This is a genomic window from Rhabdobacter roseus (assembly GCF_014202275.1).
In the GTDB taxonomy this organism is placed as follows: domain Bacteria; phylum Bacteroidota; class Bacteroidia; order Cytophagales; family Spirosomataceae; genus Rhabdobacter; species Rhabdobacter roseus.
In genome coordinates, this window is record NZ_JACHGF010000001.1 from 622,323 (window position 1) to 644,502 (window position 22,180).

A 22,180-nucleotide genomic window follows, 5' to 3' on the forward strand; every position below is an offset into this window, starting at 1 on the left:
CGGCCTCTATACCGGCAGGTTTCGCGCTTTTTCTCCCAGATTAAAACAGCGGCGGCAACGCGCTTCGTACGAGTCGGTTTCGCCCAGCAGCACCCGCTCTTGCTGAGGAGAAAGCCGAAAGGAATGGGAAGCTACCTCGCCACAGACCATGCAGATGGCGTGCACCTTGGTTACGTACTCGGCTACCGCCATGAGCTGGGGCATGCAGCCGAAAGGCTGTCCCTGAAAGTCCATATCCAGCCCGGCAATAATGACGCGCTTGCCCGCATTGGCAAGGGTGTTACAGACGTCGATAATGGAGTTGTCAAAAAACTGCGCTTCGTCCATACCTACTACGTCGCAATTGCCCGCCAGCAGCAAAATTTCGGAGGCCGTTTGTACGGGTGTGGAGCGAATAGAGTTTTCGTTGTGCGAAACAATGTCTTCGGAGTGGTAGCGTTTATCAAGGGCAGGTTTAAAAATCTCTACCTGCTGGCGGGCAATGCGGGCGCGGTTGAGCCTTCGGATGAGTTCCTCCGTTTTGCCCGAAAACATGGAGCCGCAAATCAGCTCGATCCAGCCGGTACGGGGGTATAGGATTTCTTTTTTGCGGGAAGGTTCAATGAACATGATGGTATATTAAAGAAGCGATTGCGGTCGTGCCTATTTTGTATAACTTTACAAAGCAAACACATTTTTTTATTCCAGCCCCCTTACTCGTCCTTAAATTCGTATGCCGAATACTTTGAATCAAGCGGCCCTGAAACAATACGTGGCGCGCTTCACTGATACCGTTCTTTCCGATTTCTTTTCTGGCAAAAGTACCATTTCTGGCCCCGAGATCCTGAAAATCACTCCCTTAAAGCAAGTGAATTTGGGCGTGATTAGCCGGTTGTTTGACCAGTGGAAAGCCGACGCCAACGCCTTTCGCAGCCCGTACTTTGATTTTGAAAATGAAGAAGTAAAAAAAGCGCTGGAAAGCTTTATGAACACCGTGTCTCAGCACATTGCCGTAAAGCACGCCGACCTGGAGCCGCTGCTCAGTGAGTCGGTGCAGGATGCTTTGGTGTTGTTGTTAGCCCCGGCGGCCTATTTTGACGCCCGGCTGCGTTCCCTGCCCGACTTTGCTTTTACCTCCGAGCAGGCCCAGCAGCTGGTGAAGTATACGCATATACACAGTGGCGTGGCCAAGGCTCTTTCGTTACGCCTTACCGACAGCGGGACGAAATTTGTGTACGTGAATCAGGCCATTCGGTGGGTGACGGACATTCTTAGCAACGAGGCCGTGCTCGACGACAAAGAGCCTTACCTGCGCCAGTTTTCGGAGGTAGTGAGCCTGGACCCAGGTACCTTGGTGAAAGAATCCCATAAAGTCCCTATGGCACCAGTACCCGTACCGACGCCAGAAATAAATACAGAAAGGAAATCTTTTTTCGAAACGGCACTTTCTGAAAATACGGCGCCGCCGGTAGCCCCGTCGCCTGCCAAGCCGGAGCCTGCGCGGGTTCCTCCCGTCAAGGTACCTTCGGCCGAAGGCGAGTCGCTGAACAGCCGCTATAAAGTGGATATGCCACCCGTAGCCGAAGAAACGCTGTACGGTCGGGTGCAGGTGAAAGTAGAGAGTATTGCTAATAGTATAGCACTCGGGCAGCGATTTATGTTTGTAAACCAACTCTTTGGCGGTAGTACCGAGGCCTTCGAAGAGTCCATTCGGGAGCTGGACCGGGCGGCTAACTTCGAGGAAGCCCGCGATCTGATGTCCTATACGTTTGCTTCCAGGTACCTCTGGGACATGAGCAGCGACGCCGTGGCGGATTTATTAGCCATTGTAAAGAGGAGGTTTCACTAGGCGTTGCGGCGCACCAAGCTCCGCAGCTACCAAACCGGTCAGGATGATTTGAGGTGTAAAAGGTATGTGTTGGTCCGGAAAGTACCCTTTGCTTTGGTACTTGGTGCGCTGCTGGCCGGAAGGTTGCCCGTAGTGGCTTCGGCAGACGTATTCCCAATCGGAGCTCGGGCTTGGAGCCTGGCGAATGCCGTCGTGGCGCAGTCCAATCGTTATGCTATCTTCAACAACGTAGCCGGGCTGGCGGGGGTAGATGAGCCCTCGCTTTTTTCGTCCTACCATTCTCACTACGGTTTTGAGGGGCTGCATACGCTGGCTTTTGGGGCGGTAGTACCCCTGCACGAGGGCCTGACGGGCGGCTTCAGCGTCCAGCGCTTTGGCGACGAGCTCTACAACGACCTAGCACTGGGAGTAGGAGTAGGGCACCGGATCAACTGGGTAAGCCTGGGGATAAAAATAAACTACGTACAGGTAGCCGCCAATGCTGCCTCGCTGGCCATAAGCCGCAAAGCCGTAGCCGTAGAGCTGGGAGGAATAGCGCGGCTCAACGCTCAGCTGACCTTGGGCGCGCATCTTTATAATGTTACGCAAAGTACCTACTCGGGCGAAACAACGGCCCGCCTGCCTACCCTCCTCAAGACCGGCCTGACCTACGAGCCTTCGCAGGTACTTCGCCTCAGTGCGGAGCTGTATAAAGATACAGACTATCCGCTGTCGCTGCGCACGGGTTTGGAATATGAGGTAGTTTCGAATGTTTTTTTGCGTACGGGCATTGCCACCAAGCCTCATACCAACCACTTTGGGGCGGGCTTCCTAGCCCGGCAGTTTGCCATCGACTACGCCCTTCATACCCATTCACAGCTCGGCTGGTCGCACCACTTTACGTTAGGCTATGCGTTGGAAAAGAGCAAAAAGAAAGCCCTGGAATAAGACGGCAGGTACTTCGTATGGCCGCGTAAAGTACCCATAGCTACTTTACAGCCACGGCTTCCACCATCGCTATGTACTGCGCAATGCCCGCCTCGATTTCGTGGAGGTAGATGAATTCATCGGCCGTATGCGAGCGCTCGGAGTGGCCCGGCCCCATTTTGAGCGAGGGGCAGTCGAGCAGCGCCTGGTCGGAGGTAGTAGGGGAGCCGTAGGTTTGGCGCCCGAGCGCCACTCCCGCCTGCACAATGGGGTGCTCCACCGGAATACTCGATGGCCGCAGCCGCACGGAGCGCGCCTGCACCTCCGACTCGATGTGTTCTTGGATAATCTCGACAATTTCTTCCAAGGTATACTGCTCCGTCACCCGCACGTCGATCGTAAAGGTACAGGCGTCGGGTACCACGTTGTGCTGGGTACCGGCGTTCATGATCGTAACCGACATCTTGATGGGCCCCAGCGTCGGCGACACCTTCGGAAAGCGGTAGTTGGTGATCCAGGTGATGTCACGCAGTGCTCTGTAAATGGCATTGTCGCCCTCTTCCCGCGCGGCGTGGCCCGATTTCCCTCGGGCCAGGCAGTCAAGTACCAGTAAGCCTTTTTCGGCTACGGCCAGGTGTAGCTGGGTAGGTTCGCCCACAATCGCAAATTCGAGCGGGGGCAGCTCCGGTACTACTATTTCCAGGCCTTCTTTGCCCGAAATCTCCTCCTCGGCGGTAGCTGCCAAAGCTATGTTATAGGAGAGATGAGGGTTGTTGTAGAAGTGGCAAAAAGTGGCGATGAGTGCTACCAGACAGCCACCGGCGTCGTTGCTGCCGAGGCCGTAGAGTTTCCCGTCCCGCACCAGCGGCTCAAAGGGGTCCAGCGTCCAGGACTTATTAGGCTTTACGGTGTCGTGGTGTGAGTTGAGCAGCAGGGTAGGTTTGGCGGGGTCGAAGTGCTGGTTCAGCGCCCAAATGTTATTTTTTTTACGCTGAAAAGGTACCTCTTTTTTACGAAGAAAATCCTCGATCAGCGCGGCCGTTTGGTCCTCTTCCCGGCTGTACGAAGGCGTGGAAATCAGGCTTTTGAGTAGGTCGGTAGCTTCCTGAGTAAGTACTTTTAGCGTAGATGTAGCCGTTGATGAATGCATAAGAATCAAGCTCGTGTCGGAGTAAGTCTTTACCCAAATGTACAAAATAGGCGCGGATAAACGGGCGGCAAGTTCGGGAGGAATGGTGGCTTTCTCAATTAATAATTCCTTAGAAGCCTTCAAAAAGCCGCTGGAAAGTATTCCTCACTACGCCCAGGTACCCTGGCGCGGGTACCCAAAGGTACCTGCAAGTACCTCTTTAATCGCTCGAAACCAAAGAGGTACTTTTACCAACGTACCTGCCCGTCGCCGCGCACGATCCACTTTTCGGTAACGAGTTTTTCCAGCGCAAAAGGCCCGCGAGCGTGTAGCTTCTGGGTAGAAATCCCGATCTCGGCCCCTAGCGCAAACACCCCGCCGTCGGTAAAGCGGGTAGAAGCGTTGGCGTAGACGGCGGCGGCATCTACCTCGTTCAGGAAGCGCTCGATGGCCGCCGCGTTTTGCGACACGATGGCCTCCGAGTGCCGCGACGAATGCGCCTGAATGTGCACCAGCGCTTCTTCTACGCCCTCAACTACCTTAACGGAGCATTTGAAATCCAAAAACTCGCGCCCAAAGTCCTCGGTCTGGGCGGGCTGAAGGTAGGGGTACCTGGCGCGTTGCAGAATGGGATAAGCCGCTTCGTCGGCAAAAATTTCTACGTTGTATTTTTCCAAATCCTCTTTTAGCGTTGGCAGGAAGTCGGCCGCTACGGCGCGATCTACCACGATGGTGTCCAGTGAGTTGCAGACCGAAGGGCGCGATACTTTCGCATTCACCACAATGGCCCGGGCTTTTTCCAGGTCGGCGGTTTGCTCCACGTAGGTATGACACACGCCCGCGCCGGTTTCGATGGTGGGTACCAGCGAATTTTTACGCACAAACTGAATCAGGCTTTCCGAGCCGCGCGGAATAAGCATATCCACGTAGCGCGTAGCGGTCAGGAGCTCGGCGACAAATTTCCGGTCGGTAGGCAGCAGCAGTACGGCCTCGGCAGGTACCTCAAATTCCGCCAGCGACTGGTGGATGAGCCGTACCAGGTACTCGTTGGAGTGCGACGCTTCCTTGCCGCCTTTGAGCACGCAGGCGTTGCCCGAGCGCAGGCAGAGCGCGGCTACGTCCAGCGTCACGTTGGGGCGCGATTCGTAGATAACCCCCACCACGCCCAGCGGCACGGCGATTTTTTGGAGACGAAGGCCCTGCTCGATGGTTCTTTCCAGAAGCACCTGTCCGGTGGGATCGGGTAGTTGGGCTACGTCCCGCAGGCTCTGCGCCAGCCCCTGGATACGGGCTTCGTTGAGCAGTAGGCGGTCTTTCTTCGGGTCGGCGTTGTCCATGCGGTCCAGATCCTTGCGGTTTTCGGCCCGGATGGCGTCGGTATGGGCAAGTACCTGCTCGGCCAGGTGGTTCAGCAGCGCGGCTTTTTGGGCGTCCGGGAGGTTCCGTACGGCGGCGGCGGCCGTTTGGGTTTTAGCGAGAAGCGGGATAATGGATTCCATCAGAGTAGTACGATGTCGTTGGCGTGTGCCACCTCAAAGTTAAGCGTTTTTAAGTTAGCCAGGATCGAGCGCGAGTCGACGCGCGCCCGCGCCACGGCCACCATCTGCTGGTCGGGGGCGAAGATCTCAATGATTTCACCCGCTTCAAACTCGCCCGTCACTTCAAGTACCCCAACGGCCAGCAGGCTTTTGCGTTTGGTCAGTGCCTGGGCGGCCCCGTCGTCGATGCGAAGCTTACCGGCCACCAGCCCGCCGCTGCCCAGCCAGCGCTTGCGGGCCGAGAGGGTACTTGGCTGGGCCGCAAACTCGGTACCGGTTTCGCCCCGCAGCGCGCGCAGCAGGCCGTCGGGCTCTTTGGTACCAAATATAACTACCCGGATGCCCATGCGGGTGGCGAGCTTGGCAAAGGTAAGCTTAGAAGCCATGCCGCCCAGCCCCAGCGCCGACTTTTCGGTACGCACAAACCGGAACACCTCACTCACGCTGGGTACTTTGGGAATAATGCGGGAGGCTTCGTCCAGCAGGCCCCCCACGGAGGTACATAGCATGAGGACGTCGGCCCCGAAGCCCGCCGCCAGGAGCGTCGCCAGTTCGTCGTTGTCCGAAAACTTCAGCTCGCGGTCACTCACGACGTCGTTCTCGTTCACGATCGGGATAATGCCGTTGTTCCAGAGCTCCTGGTAGGTACTTTTTAGTTGCAAAAACTGGTGCCGGTTGGCAAAGTGCTGGCGCTCGCAGAGGCTCTGGGCAATGGCAATGCCGTAGGGCACAAACTGGCTGGCATAAATCCCCACGAGCAGCGGGTTGCCCACCGAAGCCGCCGCCTTGCGTTGCGTGATGGTTCCTTTGTAGTCATGAATGTAAGCTTTGCCCGCTCCTACGGCCCCCGAAGACACCAGGATGATCCGGTAGTCGGGATGCAACACGGATACCTGCCGGGCTATGTCGGCAATAATGGCCAGGTCAGGCTCGCCGGAGGGGCGAGTAATGGAGGCAGTTCCGAACTTAATAACCAGAATGGGCTTTACCACAGCGTTTTGCGAGAGTAGGGGCTATACGAAGCGCCAAAATTACGTCAATACGTTGTGAAATGGCAGCAGTAGGGGTACTTTTCGCCGGAGAAGTTTAGCGTTGGAAGAGGTGCTCGACGTCGGGCTCGGTAAAACGCGCTTTGGTGGCAATGGCTTTACGGAGGCGGGCCATGTATTCGGATTTGGGGATTTCGATCGCTCCGAAGCGGCGTACGTTGTCGTTGATAAACTGCGTATCCAGCAGTAGGAATTTTTGCTTTTTGAGAAGCTCCATGAGGTAGTGAAAGGCGACTTTGGACGCTCCGCTTACCTTATAAAACATCGATTCGCCAAAAAAAGCCGCCCCGATGGCCACGCCGTACAGGCCACCCACCAGGCGTCCCTCCTGGTACGTTTCGATGCTGTGCGCAAAGCCCAGTTTGTAGAGGTCGGTGTAAGCCTGGATAATGTCTTCCGAAATCCAGGTACCTTCTTCGGTGTGGCGCGCAGCGGCGCAGCCGCGCATGACGGCTTCGAAGTCGGTGTCGATGCGTACCTCAAAGGCACCTTTGTTCAGGCTCGGGCGTAGTGATTTAGGGGAGTGGTACGTATCAATGGGGATCACCGCGCGCGGGTCCGGCGAATACCAGTAGAGGGTATTGTCGGCGTCGGCCATCGGGAATATTCCGTTGATGTATCCGTAGATAAGATCGTCGGCGGTCAGTTGCGTCATATAGGGTAGGTCTAGGTACTTCGCACCAGCATTTATTACTTTAAAACGAGGTAGTTAGGCTCGTATCGCCTTATTTCCGGAGGTATCGGTGTCAATGAGAAAAGTAAAAATAAGGCATTTTAAGTAGGTGTTAGCAAAGTTACAATAATAATTTTTGGCAAACACTTATTTGGATAAAAATTTGATAGTCAAACACTTATGTTTGACTATCAAATCAGTATGATTAAACAAAAAGGTATATATGGCAATATTTTATAGAGATTTGTGGCACGTTGGATCAACAAGAGAAAGGAACCATAAAAATATATTTTCGGTTTCTTTGGGGTGAATCTATATTTTTTACAAAATTTGCATCGTTTTAAAGGCAAAACATTCCCAATGAACCACAGCGTGCTACTCGTTGTCTTCCATACTACCCCTTTCCGATTTAGGTCCGTCAGGACCATCTAACCTTCTTTTGCCTACGTGGCAAAGTTTTTTCTGCCCATTTCTTCCAGTACCATTTAGTTTAGTAAGTCATCCATCCTTTTGGTGTTAATTCCCAGGCGATCGTATTTGCTGAGGAAGGGAGTCATTTTTTTCGGAGAAAAGTAACCATGAAAAATACAGAATTGTACGGCGGCGAGTTTTTAGTACAAGTTGCCAATGAAAACCACCTTCATTTTGCCGAAACCATCTGCGACGAGATGCAGGAAAGCGCCAAGCAGCGTGGAACGGGCATTGCCAAACGCTCGCCGGTGTACCTGATGGAAAAGATGGTAGAAGGCAAAGCCATTATCGCCACCACCGTGGAAGGAGAGTGGGTAGGATTCTGCTACGTTGAAACCTGGGAACACGGTAAATTTGTGGCCAATTCCGGCCTCATCGTTCGGCCTGAGTACCGCAAAAGCGGCATTGCTAAAGCCATCAAAGCGAAGGCTTTTGAGCTATCCCGCAAAAAGTACCCCCACGCCAAAATCATCGGGATCACGACCAGCCTGGCGGTGATGAAGATCAACTCGGACCTGGGCTACGAACCCGTTACGTTTGACGAGCTACCCGCCGACGACGCCTTCTGGAAGGGCTGCGCCAGCTGCATCAACTACGACATCCTGACGCGTACGGGCCGTAAACACTGCCTGTGTACGGGCATGATGTACAATCCCGAAGAAGCTAAGAAGGCAGAGCAAGATCACGATAAGGAGCCTAGCTGGAATTTTCTGAAGGAGTCTAAACTATATGAGCGCTGGATGCGCATCAAGCAGCGCGTACTATTGCGAAGGGAAGAGCGCGCCAAAAAGAAAAACACCGAAGCGATGCTAGTACCGTAGGGTACTTTGTATAGAAGAATATAGCACCTTGAAAAAGACCTCGCTTCGGTAAATGTTCTAGCCCGTAGCGAGGTCTTTTTATTAACTTGCGAAAAATTTTCTCGGAAGAAAGTACCCTTAGAGTACATTATTTAGTTGATAGTAATTTTTGAAGTAGATTAAAACCAAACGATGTCGTCACAACCCAAAGTCGTATTAGCGTTCAGCGGAGGCCTGGATACCTCCTTTTGTGTAAAGTACCTGGCCGAAGACCGCGGCTACGAGGTATATTCCGTACTGGTCGATACGGGCGGATTCTCGGAAGAAGAATTGCAGGCCATTGAAGCCAACGCCTACGCGCTGGGCGTGAAACACCACACGGCTGTTTCTAAGACGCGGGAGTACTACGAGGATTGCCTCAAGTACCTCATCTTTGGGAATATCCTTAAAAATAATACCTACCCGCTTTCGGTCAGTGCTGAGCGGATTTTCCAGGCCGTAGCCGTAGCCGAATACGCCCGCGAAATCGGCGCGCAGGCCATTGCCCACGGCAGCACCGGCGCCGGTAACGACCAGGTGCGCTTCGACATGGCGTTTCGGATCATTGCGCCTGAGGCCGAGATCATCACGCCCATCCGGGATTTGAAGCTATCGCGCGAGGCCGAGATCGAGTACCTGACCCAGAAGGGCGTGCAACGCGACTGGAAAAAGGCCGAATACAGCATCAACAAGGGCTTGTGGGGTACTTCGGTGGGGGGCAAAGAAACCCTGACTTCCCAAAAGTACCTGCCCGAAACCGCCTGGCCCACGCCCGTCAGCAAAACCGAAGAGGAAACCATCACGCTTACGTTTGAGAAAGGAGAACTTGTAGGCCTGAACGGCGAAACGCTGACGCCCGTGCAGGCTATTCAAAAGCTGACCGAACTGGCCCAACCCTTCGGCATCGGGCGCGATATTCACGTGGGGGATACCATCATCGGCATCAAGGGACGGGTTGGATTTGAGGCGGCAGCCCCGTTGATTATCATCAAGGCGCACCATACGCTGGAGAAGCACGTCCTGACCGAGCAGCAGCTTTACTGGAAGGAGCAACTCGCCAACTGGTACGGCAGCCTGCTGCACAAAGGGCAGTTTGTGGAGCCCGTGATGCGCAACATCGAAACCTTCCTGACCGACACCCAGGCCCACGTGACGGGCCAGGTACATGTACGTTTGGCTCCGTACCGCTTCTACGTAGAAGGCATCGAGTCGCCCTACGACCTGATGTCGTCCGTCTTTGGTAGCTACGGCGAAATGAACAACGCCTGGACCGGCGACGACGTACGCGGCTTTTCCAAAGTGGCTTCCAACCAGGTGATGATTTATCAGAAGGTAAGTGAGCTGGCGGAAAAAAACTGAGAATTGGTACAAAAATACGCTCGTACCGGAGGAGTGCCTCCCGGCGTGGCGACGCCCGATTTGCAATGGGTACGTCATCCACTAGCGTTTAAAACGCAAATTAGATACAACCCCGATTACAGATCGGGGCTAGCTTGAACTCATGAACTCATCTACTCATAAACATAAAGAGGCGGCTATACAGGTAGGAATCGTCGGAGCGGCGGGCTATACGGGCGGCGAATTGCTTCGTATATTGCTCAACCATCCGCACGCTACCATCGCCTTTGCGCACAGCAACAGCCAGGCGGGTAAGCCCGTTTACGCTACCCATACCGACTTGCTGGGCGATACTGACCTGGAATTCAGCGGGGGCGACATCGCTCCTTTGCTTGAAGCCCTCGATCGCACGGGCGTGGGGGTACTTTTCCTGTGCTCGGGGCACGGCGAATCGCGCAAGTTTTTGGCGGCGCATCAGGTACCTGACAGCATCCCGGTCATCGACCTCAGTACTGACTTCCGCGACGAATCGGAAGGCTTTGTGTACGGCCTGCCGGAGCTCCAGCGCGAGGCGATCCGGCAGGCGCATAAAATTGCCAATCCGGGCTGCTTTGCCACGAGCATTGAGTTGGCGTTACTGCCGCTGGCCCAGGCCGGACTAGTGCAAGCCGACGTACACGTAAGTGCCGTGACGGGAAGTACCGGGGCGGGGCAAGCCCTAAGTACCACCACGCACTTTAGCTGGCGCAACAACAACCTCTCGATCTACAAGGCTTTTACGCACCAGCACCTGAAGGAAATCCGGATGAGCCTGACCAAGCTGCAAGGTACCTTTGCGCAGCCGGTGCATTTTATTCCCTACCGGGGTGACTTTACGCGCGGCATCATGGCCAACGTCTATACGCCCTACGAAGGTACTTTGGAAGACGCCCTGGAGCTCTACCGAGACTACTACGCGGCGCATCCGTTTACGCACGTGAGCGTCAATGCCATTGATCTGAAGCAGGTAGTGAATACCAACAAATGCCTCGTTCACCTGGAAAAGCACGACGGACAACTGCTCATCACGAGCATCATCGACAACCTCACCAAGGGTGCCTCCGGGCAGGCGGTACAGAACATGAACTTACTTTTCGGCCTGCCCGAAGACGCGGGCCTGCGGCTCAAAGCCCCGGCTTTTTAAGGAGTTGGAAGTGTAAGCGTTTTTAGAAGGAATAAAAACCTGCTTATTAATACAACGTTGAAATCCTAGTACTATGGAAGAGCTGTTAACCAAATACCGGGAACTTAGCCAAATCCATCGGCAGCAATTGTTGGCATTTATGGATAATCTACTGCTTGAGCAAAAGCTTGAAGAGTCCAAAGGAGACCTGTCGGGCTGGAAGCGAAAGATCAGAGATGTGTCGGTATGGGATGAGGAAGAAATTGAAAAAATGAAAGCAACCATAAAACAGTACGGCCAGTGGCAAGCTCCCAAATGGTAATAGATACGTCAGTATTCATTGAACACCTTCGGAAAAAGAACAAAGCCGAGAGTCAATTGGCACTTTTACCGAATGATGCCTTACTGTTTGTTTCCTCAGTGACTGTATTTGAATTAATGATGGGAGTTACCGATGCTCAGAAACAAAAGGATGTTGACGTTTTATTGAGCGCAGTAACGATTCTCCCATTTGATCAATTGGCTTCTCAAAAGGCGGCTGACATTTATCACTCTTTGCGAAGGCGTAACTAACTGATTGAGTTTCGAGACATTTTTTCGCCGCTACGGCTATAAACTTGGGATTACCTATCAAAACGCTAAATATTAACCACTTTCAAAGAATAGAAGGATTGAAACTTATTTAAATAGTAAGAAATCAATTCTCAATAGCAACCATCAACTAGGCAACCAATGAATCACTTATTCGACGTTTATCCGCTTTACGATATAGAGCCCGTTAAGGCAGAGGGCAGCTACCTTTGGGACAAGCAAGGTACCCGCTACACCGATCTCTACGGAGGCCACGCCGTCATTTCGGTGGGGCACGCACACCCGTACTACGTGGAGAAGCTCACGCAGCAGCTCCGGGCCATCAGCTTCTATTCTAATTCCGTCCAGATCCCTTTGCAGGAGGAGCTGGCCGAGAAGCTAGGTACTTTGTCGGGCTATCCCGACTACCGGTTGTTTCTGTGCAATTCGGGCGCGGAGGCCAACGAAAACGCCCTGAAACTGGCTTCGTTTCATAATGGCCGTACCAAGGTGATCGCTTTTACGAAGTCGTTTCACGGGCGTACGGCCGGTGCCGTGGCCGTTACTGACAACCCGTCGATTGTGGCCCCCGTCAACTACAAGGAGCACGTCACGTTCCTGCCTTTTAACGACGCGGCCGCGGCCGAAGCTGGCATTACGGACGAGGTTTGCGCTGTGATCGTCGAGGGTATTCAGGGCGTGGGGGGCATTCAGGTTTGTTCGGACGAATTCTTGCAAACGCTCCGCCGGAAGTGCGACGAAACGGGCGCGGTACTGATCCTGGACAGCGTGCAGTGCGGCTACGGGCGCACGGGGCGTTTCTTCTCGCACCAGTTTAGCGGCATCCACCCCGACCTCATGACGATGGCCAAGGGCATGGGCAACGGCTTCCCGATCGGGGGGGTACTTATTGCGCCGAAGTTCAAGGCCAGCTACGGGCTGCTGGGTACTACCTTTGGCGGCAACCACCTGGCTTGTGCGGCGGGCGTAGCGGTACTGGATATCATGAAAGAAGAAAACCTGATCGAAAACGCGGCTCGTATGGGCGAGTACCTCATGCAGGGTATCCGGGAAATCGGCGGCTACAAGGAACTGCGCGGTCGTGGTCTCATGATCGGGATCGAGTATGACTTTCCGGTCAAAGACCTGCGTAATAAACTACTCTTTGAGCATAAGCTTTTCACGGGTGTGGCGGGAGCGAATACCATTCGTCTGCTGCCTTCACTGGCGCTGGGCCAGGCCGAAGCCGATGCGTTTCTGGAGGCTTTGCAGGTATGCCTGAATGTCGAAGTAAAGGGCGCATAGCTATCGTGTGGCCGCATTCAGTAAGTACCTTTGCAAGTACCCCAAACCAGGACACTCCGCCTTTCAAAAATTTTGATAAACCAACCAATGAACCACTTCCTTTCCATCCACGACGTAGCCGATGTTCATCAGTTGATTACCAGTGGAATTATTGCCAAACGAAACCCTTTTTCCGACCAGCAAATGGGCCGGAACAAAACCATCGGGCTGCTTTTTTTTAATTCAAGTCTACGAACGCGCATAAGTACCCAGAAAGCAGCCCAGAACCTGGGCCTGAACGTGATCGTGATGAACGTGGGGCAAGATAGCTGGGGGCTGGAAATGGAAGAAGGCGTGGTGATGAACGGCAACAAGGCGGAGCACGTGAAGGAAGCGGCCGCCGTCATCGGGAGCTACTGCGACATCATCGGCATACGCTCCTTCGCCGAGCTCCAGGACCGCGACAAGGACTACGCTGAACTGGTATTTCAGCAGTTTAAAAAATACGCCAACGTACCCATCGTGAACCTGGAGTCGGCCACGCGGCACCCGCTCCAGTCGCTGGCCGACTGCATTACGATTGAAGAATTTAAAGTAAAAAAACGCCCCAAGGTGGTACTTACCTGGTTGCCGCACTTCAAGGCGCTGCCGCAGGCCGTGGCCAACTCTTTCTGTGAGTGGATGAACCACATGGACGTAGAGCTGGTGGTGACGCACCCCGAGGGCTACGACCTGGCCCCGCAGTTTGTGGGTAACGCGCAGGTGGTTTATGACCAGGACAAGGCGCTGGAAGGGGCGGATTTTGTATACGGCAAAAACTGGTCGTCGTACCAGGAGTACGGAAGGGTACTTAGCCAGGACCCATCCTGGATGCTCACGGAAGCCAAAATGGCCCTGACCGATAACGGGAAGTTTATGCACTGCCTGCCGCTGCGCCGCAACATGAAAGTAGCCGACGAAGTACTGGACGGCCCTCGCTCACTCGTGATCGAGCAGGCCGCCAACCGCGAGTGGGCCGCCCAAGCCGCCCTCAAAGAGGTACTTTTAGGCATGCTCGAGGAATGATTTTTATCTCTTTATAGCATCAAGCAAACGCGCGAAGTACCTACTACTTCGCGTTTTTCTTTTTAGAACCAAAAAGCGAAGCAAAATGGCCATCCACATCGGCACATCAGGCTGGAGCTACGATCACTGGCAGGGGGTACTTTACCCGCCGGATACGCCCGTGGCGCAGCGGCGCGACTACTACGTGCAGCACTTTCGCACCGTCGAGCTCAACAGCAGCTATTACCACTGGCCGCGCGTGGCTACCTTCGCGTCCTGGCGTCAGCGCCTGCCCGAGGGCTTTCTGCTCACCGTAAAAGCGCCCCGCGGGCTGACGCACGCCAAAAAACTCTACGCACCCGAGCGGTGGCTCCACCGCATCAAAACCTGCTGGCACACCCTGGGCGACAAGCGGGCTATTTTGCTGGTGCAGCTGTCGCCCCTCTTTGCCTACGACTACGACCGCCTGGCGTACTTCCTGGACCAGGTACCCCCCTGGCTACGGACGGCCGTGGAGTTTCGGCACCCGAGCTGGCACCAGGATTCTATATTTTCTTTATTGGAACAACACCAGGCCGCCTACTGTATCATGAGCGGAGCGCATTTGCCCTGTATCCTGCGCGCTACGGCCGCTTTTGTGTACGTACGCCTGCACGGGCCCGACACCGACTGGCTCTACGGCGGTTCCTACTCCGACCAGGACCTGCGCTGGTGGGCCGACCGCCTGCGGGAGTGGGAGCAGGCGGGCAAGGAGGTATTTGTGTATTTCAACAACGACGGCGGTGGCAATGCCGTCCGCAACGCCTGGACGTTGCGGACGCTGGTGGGGCAGTGAAAAGTAAGACCTGAAGGTACTTGGTCAAGCACTCACTGTGGCCGAGGTTTACGGCGGCATCTTTTAAAAAGTACCCCTTCCCGCTACATTTTTTCCCAGCACGGCCTGCTGCACCATCAGGAACTCAACCACATTTTCGGGGTCGAGGGCTCCCACTATTTGTCCGTTGCTACGTACCAGCGCGAAGCTTTTTTTCTGGGTCTGCATCAGCTGCCAGGCTTCCTGGAGCGGGAGCGTAGCGTCCAGGTACAGGATGTCGGGGTCCATGACATCTGACAGAAAAGCCGCGTTGCCCCGCTCGGCCAGGCCCTTGATGAGCGTCTCGCGTGAGAGGGTACCCACGGGTTCTTTGAAGGTATCTACGATCAGGAAGTTCCGGTTCTGGCTGTCGAGCAAGAGCTGGACGGCGTCCTGTACCAAGTCGCTTTGGTGGAGCGTGGGGTAGGTACTCATGCTTACTTCGCTCACGGTATGGCCCTGAAAAGCCGCGCTGGTTTGGACGTGGGTCGTTTCCTGCTGCGCTCCCAGAAAGATAAAAAGGCCTATGAAAACCAAAAAAGGATTACCAAAGAAACCCAAAATAACGAATCCAATGGCCAGGAACTGCCCAATGGATGCCGCGATGCGCGTAGCCCGTGCCCGCTCCATCCGAAATGACAGCAGTGCCCGAAGTACCCGTCCGCCGTCCATCGGGAACGCCGGAATGAGGTTGAACAGCGCCAACCAGCCGTTGATGGCCAGCAGGTTGATCAAAAAGGTACTTTGGTTGATCGCCGCCAGCTCAGTGAGCTCGTCGGTAGAAGCAGGAAATTTTACAAACGGAATAAGGACCAGCATAATGAGCAAATTCACCAGAGGCCCCGCCAGCGCCACTACCAGTTCTTCGGAGGGCTTTTCAGGAATGCGCTCCAGGCTGGCCACCCCGCCAATGGGTAGTAGCGTGATGCTACGGGTGGGGATGCCGTAGCGCCGGGCGGCCAGGGCGTGGCCTAGCTCGTGCAGCACCACGCAGGCAAAGATAGCCAGCGTAAAAAGTACCATCCAGATGGTCTGGGAGGTACCTTGGTTCATCGTCGAAAAAATAACGTAGACGAGCAGAATGGCGAACGTCCAGTGGATAGAAAGGCGTATGCCCGCAATCTTTCCAAGATTGAGTGAATATTTCATCGTAGTGTTGTTTTCAAAAACAAGGTCGTTTTTACCACAAAAAAAGCGGAAGAAGTACCTCCCTTCTTCCGCTCCTTTCCCTAAAAAGGATGTGCCATGCCGGGTGTTAGTCGGCGATTTCGGCGTCTTCCAGGATGTAGTTCATCTGGTAAATATCGTCGGCGTTCAGCTTGAGGGTACCTTTGAAGGTCAGCCGCTCGTCGGTTTTGAACTTGCGCGTATTTTTCTTGAATTGCAACGACATCACCGACTCCGGCCCCGCACCCCCGCAAAAGAAGCAGGCGCTGTACGGAAAGGCCGAAAGTACGTACAGGTTGGCGTCGAGGTCGATGGGAAGTACGTAGCCCGTAATGGATACTTCTTTGTTGCTCAGCTTTTGTATAGCCGGTCCAAAAGTAGGGTAGAGCATATAAACCTGCTCTTCGGCGTACCATTTCTTTTTGAAGGTTACATCACGCAGCGTTTCCCAGGTAACTTTCACGGGGGCATACGCCGGGGTAAAGGCCAGCAGAGATATAGCCAAAAAGGGAAGTATGATTCGACTTAGCGCTTTCATGAGTAGCCAGGTAGTTGTGTTTTTATTGTTGTAACAAAATTAAAACGAATCCCTTACAAAAACCAATATCAATCTTCGGCCAGGGTACGGGAAATGTTGAGCCGGTAGATGCCCAGCGAAGGCAGTGCCGCCGCCAGGGCCCCAATAAGTAACGCCGCTAGTAGGAGATAAAGTTCTTCGGGAAGGAGCGTGAGGCCGCTGAACGTATAGTGGTAGTCCTGCTCGGCGGCCCGGCTGAAGAGCCACAAACCGACCCGGCTGAGCAAAGTACCCGCTATAAAGCCCACCAGCGCCAGCACCAATCCTTCGAGCAGGAGCATCAGGAAGAGCTTGCTGCGGGTAGCGCCCATCGAGAGCATCAGCGCCATTTCGTACTTTCGTTCTTTGAGAGAATTGTACAAAGAAACAAACACGCTCACGCCGGCAATAAAAATGATCAGCAGCGCCAGCGCCCGCAGAGTATCGATCCCTACGCCCAGCAGCGAAAACAGCCGGTCGATCTCAATGCTGGGCAGGGCCGACTGCATGGAGGTATTGGCGTTGATCTGGCGGGGCAGCGTGATCAGCCCCATCGGATTCCGAAACTGGATCAGCGCGCTCGTCACTTCTTTATCTTCCGAAGATCGGGGGGCACCGCCGAGCATAGCCATCGTTTCTTCGTGGGCGGGGTCGTTCTCTTTGACGCCCGCTGGGGGGGCCTCCTCGTGCTCATGAATGGCCCAAACACTACTCAGATCCGTAAGAATAAGCTGGTCTACTACCGCGCCGGTGGGCGCAAAAGTACCTACCACGCGGTACTTCACGTCGTCGTGGGCGTCGCCCTCGGCGTCCAGGCCGTGCGAGCTCGCAAAGGTATCGCCAATCTTCAGCCCCGTGGCTTCGGCTACCCGGCTGCCCAGGGTTACTTCCAGGGTTTCGTTAAATAAAGTACCTTCCGCCACCGTTGCCTCGAAATGCGCCGGGTACTGTGCCGTAGTACCCACAATCCGGAAGCCACGGTAGTTGTCACCCATCGAAAGCGGGATCACCGTCTTCACAAAGGGGTTCATTTTCAGTTTATTCACCTCCGCCAGGGGTACATTGCCCGTAGGGGCGTCGATCTGATAAATGCTCGATAGAATGAGCTGCAGCGGACTTCCTTTGGCGCCCACCACCATGTCGATGCCGCGGATGTTGCGTTTAAATTGTTCGTCGAGCTGCTTGTTGAGCAACAGCAGCAGCGAGATCATGCCAATGCCCAACGTCAGCAGCAATGCGCTCAGAAAGCTATTGAGTTTTTTGTCTTTGATATTGGCCCAGCTTATTTTCAGAAGATTCATAGGGGTGGTACTTTAGCATAAAAAAGTAGGTACTTGGCAGTGGCGGGGCATTTACAAAAGTACCTGGTTCGAAAACTCGTCTTTCAGGCGTTGGTCGTGCGTAACTACCACCAGGCTGGCCCCAATCCGGGCCGACTGCTCCTGGAGCAGGTTGATCACCCGCTCACAATTGTCGTCGTCGAGGCTGGAGGTAGGTTCGTCGGCCAGGATCACCGTCGGGTCGTTCATGAGCGCCCGGGCTATGCTCACGCGCTGCTGCTCGCCCTGGCTGAGCTGGTGCGTTTTCTTGTCGAGGTGGTCGCCGAAGCCCAGCTGGTCGGCCAGGTAGGCAGCTTTGTGTTTGTCTTGCTTGCGGCCCGCCAGGTAGTTGGGCATCAGTACATTGTCCAGTACCGAGAGCGCGCTCACAAAGTGCGGCCGCTGGTAGATGATCCCAATCTGGTTGGCGCGCAGGGAGGCTATTTCGTTGGAATTCAGCGAAAGAACGGGCCGCTCGTTGAGGATAATCTCACCCGACTCGGGCCGCAGCAGTAGCGCCAGCAAGTGCAGCAAGGTCGTTTTGCCGCGTCCCGACTGCCCCAGGATGAGCAGGGCTTCGCCATCCTGACACCGGATGGTGGGGAACTTGAATTTCTTCTGGGGAGAATACGAAAAAGTGAGGTTCTGGCAAAAGATCATACGTTTCGGCAGCTTTTTGACAAAAATAAAGAACTTTCCGAGGAATCTACCTTGGGCAGGTACCTCATGGCATTAACTTTGCTTCCTAAATGAAACGTACTCATGAAGCAGATCGCGTTACTTTGCGGGCTTTTGGGATGGGCCAGTTTGGTAAATGCCCAAACAAAACCGACTATGCAGAAGATTATCGAAGAGGTGAGGACCCAGTACGCACCCGACCGCCGCGTGGCGATTTTTGAAATAACGGCCGACGAGCAAGGTACCCTGAGCGGGAAGACCAACCTGCCCGAGGCCCGTCAGTCGCTGATTCGTCGGCTACAGGAAGAGAAACTCACGTTCAATGACCAGATACAGGTACTTCCGGCCGAGGTACTTGGGGCCGAAACCTACGGCGTGGTGCGGGTGTCGGTGGCCAATATTCGCTCCCAACCCCGCGATGCCGCTGAGCTGGCCACGCAGGCGCTGCTGGGCATGCCCCTGAAGGTACTTGACAAAGACCGGGGCTGGTACCTGGTACAAACCCCCGACCAGTACATTGCCTGGATCGACTGGGGCGGTATGCAGCGCATGGACCAGGCGCACTTTGAGGCCTGGCAAAGTACCCCCAAGCTGATCTACCTGCGCCCGTACGGTTTTTCTTACGAAAAAGAAGATGCGCAGGGACAAACCGTTTCGGACCTGGTGGCGGGTGATGTACTTCAGTTGCTGGCCACAAAAAAGGATTTTTACCACGTCAAGTACCCCGACGGCCGGGAGGCCCACGTGGCCCAAGCCGAAGCGCGCCCCTACCACGAATGGGTAGGTACCTTGCAGCTCACGGAGGAGTCGCTGGTGCAGACGGCCCGGCGCATGATGGGTATCCCGTATCTGTGGGGAGGTACTTCGTACAAAGGCATGGATTGCAGCGGTTTTACCAAAACCATCTACTACCTCAACGGCTGGGTACTTCCGCGCGACGCCTCGCAGCAGGTACATACCGGCGAGCTGGTGGATACCTCCGCGGGCTTCGAGCAGTTGCGGCCCGGCGATCTGCTGTTTTTTGGAACCAAAGCCACCGAAACTACCCCTGAAAAAGTGACGCACGTGGGCATGTGGATTGGCAACCAGGAGTTTATTCATGCCTCGGGGCAAATCCGCACCAGCAGCCTGGACCCCGCCGCACCCAACTACGACGCCTTCGAGCGGAACCGTTTCTTACGAGCCAAGCGGCTGCTGGGCAACGCCCAAGGGGTATCGGAATTGAAGTAGCCCTGGCCATAAAGTACCCTGACCCAAACATAAAGGCGATGGAAGTACTTTAGAGAAGGTTGACCGCGAATCGAAAATAAAACCAAGCTGCAAATAAAGTGTTGATTAAAACGTTCAAGACATAAGCAATGCTGCTATTAAACCATCAACTAAACTTATTTTTGCCGAATTACAGACTGAGCCGTATGAATACAGTTTTCGCAAAAAGTCGGAAAGATAGCCTGAGAAAAGGGATCATGGCAGGCGCACTATTGCTGCTAACACTCGCCGCAAGTGAGGTAGAAGCACAACGGCGATTCAATAATTTCGTACCCTATTCGAGTGTCGCTTTCGGCGTAGGTACTTCCAGTTATTTTGGTGAGATGGCCCCTTATAGCCGTCATGTGGTATCTATATTTAAGCCTATGAGGTGGAGTATGACCGGAAATTATACTCGTCATTTTACTCCTCGTTTTGCGGCCAGGGCTTCTTTTACCTGGGCTCGTATTATGGGAGATGATCATTTAATGAATACCGGGAACTACGAAGGTAATTTTTACTATGCCCGTAACCTACACTTCCGCAACGACTTGAAAGAATTTGCGGCCATCGGAATCTTTAAACTTACTCCCGATAGTCGAAGCTATGATCGCCGGGCTCAATTTGGTACTTATCTTTTTGCCGGGGTAGCGGCCGTAGCTCATAATCCGATGGCGCGGGTACCCGATATAGAAGGAGATCAATGGGTTAAACTGCAACCATTGGGTACTGAAGGGCAAGGGAACCCTGAGTATGCCAAGCCATATTCATTGGTTCAATTAGCAATACCTGTAGGCGTAGGTGTGCGCTACAAGATTAATCCTCGCTGGGATATTTCGGCGGAGCTGGGCTTTCGATTTACTTCTACCGACTATTTGGATGATGCTAGCGGGAATTATGCTGATCCTAATCTGCTGAAGAATGACCTGGCACGGGCGATGGCTAACCGCTCGGCGGAGCCTACCGCCGCTCGAAAAAACAGAGACCGGACAGAAGGCCTCCAGACTTTTCTTAGAAATCAATACAATATAGAATCGGGCGACCCTTTCACTACCATTCAGCAAACTGACTTTGCTACACCTGGTACTTTACGTGGATCTGCTGCGCGTAAAGATAGCTACCTACTGGGAATGATCCATATCAACTACATTCTGGGAAGCCCGATTAAATGTCCTCCGTTAAAATAATTCCTTTGCTTTTGATCCAACGTATTTTAGGGCGCAAGTACCTACGGCTCATGGGGGTCATAGGTACTTGCTTTTTCTTGGGAAATGCCGGATGCGTGTACGCCCAACAAATCGAGCTGGGTGCGAGCGTGGGCGCTTTTAATTACAAAGGCGACATCTCGCCCGCATTCAATCCCCGCTTTTTCCGGCCCGGGGGTAGTTTATTTTTTCGGTATAATGTCAGCCGGTCGGTTTCGTTTCGGGCCGAGGGGTTGCTAGGAAGCATCACCGCCGACGACCAGTACGCCAAGGAAGCTTTTCAACAAGCGCGCAATCTCTCGTTTCGTACCCGTATTTCCGAGGTAGCCCTGCTGACGGAGTACAATTTCCTCAACTACGAAGATCGCCGCTTTGCCTTCAACTGGACGCCCTACGTGTTTGGAGGCGTAGGGTACATGGGGTTTAAGCCTTCCCCCAAAACCGAAGGGTACCCTACCCGTGGGTTAGTCATTCCGTTTGGCGTGGGGGTCAAGTACCAGATCCATCGTCCCTGGAGCGTCGGGCTGGAGTTTGGTACCCGCAAAACGTTCACCGACAACCTGGATAACCTGGGCGAGCGGCTCAGTACCAATCGGCTCGAGCAGGGCAACCCGGCCCTCAAAGACATGTACTACTACCTGGGGCTTTCCTTGACTTATACTTTTTACCGAATCACCTGCCCGGAATAATACGCTACCAGCTTTTTTTTATGAAGAAACCTCTCCTGATTGTACTCATCCTGGTGGTAGTAGCGTTGGTGGCCTTTCTGGGTCTGCGAAGCTATACCAAGTCATTTAGTCCCGAAGCCGTAGCGGAATACAACAAAAACGGGCTGCAAGTAGCCGTACAGTACTCACGCCCTTCCAAAAAGAGTCGCCTGATTTTCGGCCGTGAGCAGGACAACGCCCTGGTACCTTACGACAAGGTATGGCGTACGGGAGCCAACGAGGCCACGACGATTCAGTTTGCGCAGGATGTACTCTTTGCCGGTAAGCCGGTGAAAGCGGGCCAGTATACCCTCTGGACCATTCCCGGACCCGCCAGGTGGAAAGTGATACTGAACAGGGAAGTAGGGCAATGGGGGACTAACTACAACGACGGCCAGGATTTGTTCCGGAGTGACGTCGATATTCGTATACAGCCCAAGGTAGCCGAAAAATTTGCCATCTACTTTGAAGATCAGCCCGAAGGTACGGCCATGATTCTGCAATGGGACCAAACCGAGGTGATCGTTCCCATTCGCCCTAAATAATACGGCTGCTTTACGTACTTTTGGGGTTAAAGGAAGTTCCTATTTCCTTAGCCCGGACCCAACGTATACCC

The 22,180-nt window shown here is 54.1% G+C and carries 23 protein-coding genes; 14 read left to right on the forward strand and 9 right to left on the reverse strand.

The annotated features are described in order from the left end of the window. Window positions 1-6 precede the first annotated feature (6 nt). Window positions 7-609, reverse strand: coding sequence for a thymidine kinase (locus tag HNQ92_RS02675; protein ID WP_184170530.1), 603 nt, complete (start codon window positions 607-609; stop codon window positions 7-9). Between the two features lie 103 nt (window positions 610-712). Here HNQ92_RS02675 and HNQ92_RS02680 point away from each other — a divergent pair, with 103 nt between their 5' ends. Continuing rightward, the gene (locus tag HNQ92_RS02680; RefSeq protein ID WP_184170533.1) at window positions 713-1,828 is read left to right on the forward strand and encodes a hypothetical protein; all 1,116 of its coding nucleotides are present in this window, start codon (window positions 713-715) and stop codon (window positions 1,826-1,828) included. A gap of 48 nt (window positions 1,829-1,876) precedes the next feature. Continuing rightward, complete coding sequence (locus HNQ92_RS02685; RefSeq protein ID WP_184170536.1) at window positions 1,877-2,755, forward strand: PorV/PorQ family protein; 879 nt, start codon at window positions 1,877-1,879, stop codon at window positions 2,753-2,755. Window positions 2,756-2,795: 40 nt separating this feature from the next. Here HNQ92_RS02685 and HNQ92_RS02690 read toward each other — a convergent pair whose 3' ends face one another. The 4 genes from HNQ92_RS02690 to aat all read right to left on the reverse strand — a co-directional run bounded on the left by HNQ92_RS02690 (window position 2,796) and on the right by aat (window position 7,105). After that, complete coding sequence (locus HNQ92_RS02690; protein ID WP_184170539.1) at window positions 2,796-3,884, reverse strand: M20 family metallo-hydrolase; 1,089 nt, start codon at window positions 3,882-3,884, stop codon at window positions 2,796-2,798. A 227-nt stretch (window positions 3,885-4,111) separates the two neighbouring features. Then, window positions 4,112-5,362 carry a glutamate-5-semialdehyde dehydrogenase gene (locus tag HNQ92_RS02695; protein ID WP_184170542.1) on the reverse strand — a complete coding sequence of 417 codons (1,251 nt, stop codon included), beginning with the start codon at window positions 5,360-5,362 and terminating at the stop codon, window positions 4,112-4,114. After that, on the reverse strand, window positions 5,362-6,393 hold the full coding sequence (proB, locus tag HNQ92_RS02700) for a glutamate 5-kinase (RefSeq protein ID WP_184170546.1): 1,032 nt from the start codon (window positions 6,391-6,393) through the stop codon (window positions 5,362-5,364). Before proB ends, HNQ92_RS02695 begins: the two co-directional genes overlap by 1 nt. Window positions 6,394-6,487: 94 nt before the next feature. Next, entirely contained in the window at window positions 6,488-7,105 is a 618-nt protein-coding gene (gene aat, locus HNQ92_RS02705) for a leucyl/phenylalanyl-tRNA--protein transferase (RefSeq protein WP_184170549.1), read from the reverse strand. Between the two features lie 596 nt (window positions 7,106-7,701). Here aat and HNQ92_RS02710 point away from each other — a divergent pair. The 8 genes from HNQ92_RS02710 to HNQ92_RS02745 all read left to right on the forward strand — a co-directional run bounded on the left by HNQ92_RS02710 (window position 7,702) and on the right by HNQ92_RS02745 (window position 14,666). Beyond that, window positions 7,702-8,415 (forward strand): GNAT family N-acetyltransferase, encoded by a 714-nt coding sequence (locus tag HNQ92_RS02710; RefSeq protein ID WP_184170552.1) that lies wholly within the window; start codon window positions 7,702-7,704, stop codon window positions 8,413-8,415. Between the two features lie 171 nt (window positions 8,416-8,586). Continuing rightward, window positions 8,587-9,792, forward strand: a complete 1,206-nt coding sequence (gene argG / locus HNQ92_RS02715; protein WP_184170556.1) for an argininosuccinate synthase — start codon at window positions 8,587-8,589, stop codon at window positions 9,790-9,792. A 142-nt stretch (window positions 9,793-9,934) separates the two neighbouring features. Continuing rightward, the gene (argC, locus tag HNQ92_RS02720) at window positions 9,935-10,954 is read left to right on the forward strand and encodes an N-acetyl-gamma-glutamyl-phosphate reductase (protein WP_184170559.1); all 1,020 of its coding nucleotides are present in this window, start codon (window positions 9,935-9,937) and stop codon (window positions 10,952-10,954) included. A gap of 73 nt (window positions 10,955-11,027) precedes the next feature. After that, window positions 11,028-11,255: a hypothetical protein gene (locus HNQ92_RS02725; RefSeq protein ID WP_184170562.1), complete on the forward strand. Its 228-nt coding sequence runs from the start codon at window positions 11,028-11,030 to the stop codon at window positions 11,253-11,255. Continuing rightward, a complete protein-coding gene (locus HNQ92_RS02730; RefSeq protein ID WP_246439506.1) occupies window positions 11,249-11,506 on the forward strand; it encodes a type II toxin-antitoxin system VapC family toxin in 258 nt (85 codons plus the stop codon). Before HNQ92_RS02725 ends, HNQ92_RS02730 begins: the two co-directional genes overlap by 7 nt. Window positions 11,507-11,665: 159 nt before the next feature. After that, on the forward strand, window positions 11,666-12,808 hold the full coding sequence (locus HNQ92_RS02735; protein WP_184170565.1) for an aspartate aminotransferase family protein: 1,143 nt from the start codon (window positions 11,666-11,668) through the stop codon (window positions 12,806-12,808). Window positions 12,809-12,895: 87 nt separating this feature from the next. After that, entirely contained in the window at window positions 12,896-13,852 is a 957-nt protein-coding gene (locus HNQ92_RS02740; protein WP_184170568.1) for an N-acetylornithine carbamoyltransferase, read from the forward strand. An 85-nt stretch (window positions 13,853-13,937) separates the two neighbouring features. Continuing rightward, window positions 13,938-14,666, forward strand: coding sequence for a DUF72 domain-containing protein (locus HNQ92_RS02745; protein ID WP_184170571.1), 729 nt, complete (start codon window positions 13,938-13,940; stop codon window positions 14,664-14,666). Between the two features lie 63 nt (window positions 14,667-14,729). On the opposite strand, the gene HNQ92_RS02750 is transcribed toward HNQ92_RS02745, so the two are convergent. From HNQ92_RS02750 to HNQ92_RS02765, 4 genes are all read right to left on the reverse strand, one after another. Continuing rightward, a complete protein-coding gene (locus HNQ92_RS02750) occupies window positions 14,730-15,833 on the reverse strand; it encodes a site-2 protease family protein (RefSeq protein ID WP_184170574.1) in 1,104 nt (367 codons plus the stop codon). Window positions 15,834-15,939: 106 nt separating this feature from the next. Further along, the gene (locus HNQ92_RS02755; protein WP_184170576.1) at window positions 15,940-16,389 is read right to left on the reverse strand and encodes a DUF3299 domain-containing protein; all 450 of its coding nucleotides are present in this window, start codon (window positions 16,387-16,389) and stop codon (window positions 15,940-15,942) included. 68 nt (window positions 16,390-16,457) lie between these two features. Further along, window positions 16,458-17,708 carry an ABC transporter permease gene (locus HNQ92_RS02760; RefSeq protein WP_184170579.1) on the reverse strand — a complete coding sequence of 417 codons (1,251 nt, stop codon included), beginning with the start codon at window positions 17,706-17,708 and terminating at the stop codon, window positions 16,458-16,460. A 51-nt stretch (window positions 17,709-17,759) separates the two neighbouring features. Then, the gene (locus HNQ92_RS02765) at window positions 17,760-18,386 is read right to left on the reverse strand and encodes an ABC transporter ATP-binding protein (RefSeq protein ID WP_184170582.1); all 627 of its coding nucleotides are present in this window, start codon (window positions 18,384-18,386) and stop codon (window positions 17,760-17,762) included. 174 nt (window positions 18,387-18,560) lie between these two features. Between HNQ92_RS02765 and HNQ92_RS02770 the strand changes: the two genes are divergently transcribed. From HNQ92_RS02770 to HNQ92_RS02785, 4 genes are all read left to right on the forward strand, one after another. Further along, on the forward strand, window positions 18,561-19,634 hold the full coding sequence (locus HNQ92_RS02770) for a C40 family peptidase (protein WP_246439508.1): 1,074 nt from the start codon (window positions 18,561-18,563) through the stop codon (window positions 19,632-19,634). A 185-nt stretch (window positions 19,635-19,819) separates the two neighbouring features. Then, window positions 19,820-20,839 (forward strand): hypothetical protein, encoded by a 1,020-nt coding sequence (locus HNQ92_RS02775; RefSeq protein WP_246439511.1) that lies wholly within the window; start codon window positions 19,820-19,822, stop codon window positions 20,837-20,839. Between the two features lie 11 nt (window positions 20,840-20,850). Beyond that, window positions 20,851-21,546, forward strand: coding sequence for a type IX secretion system protein PorG (gene porG / locus HNQ92_RS02780; RefSeq protein ID WP_246439513.1), 696 nt, complete (start codon window positions 20,851-20,853; stop codon window positions 21,544-21,546). A 20-nt stretch (window positions 21,547-21,566) separates the two neighbouring features. After that, window positions 21,567-22,109: a DUF2911 domain-containing protein gene (locus tag HNQ92_RS02785; RefSeq protein WP_184170589.1), complete on the forward strand. Its 543-nt coding sequence runs from the start codon at window positions 21,567-21,569 to the stop codon at window positions 22,107-22,109. Window positions 22,110-22,180: the final 71 nt, after the last annotated feature.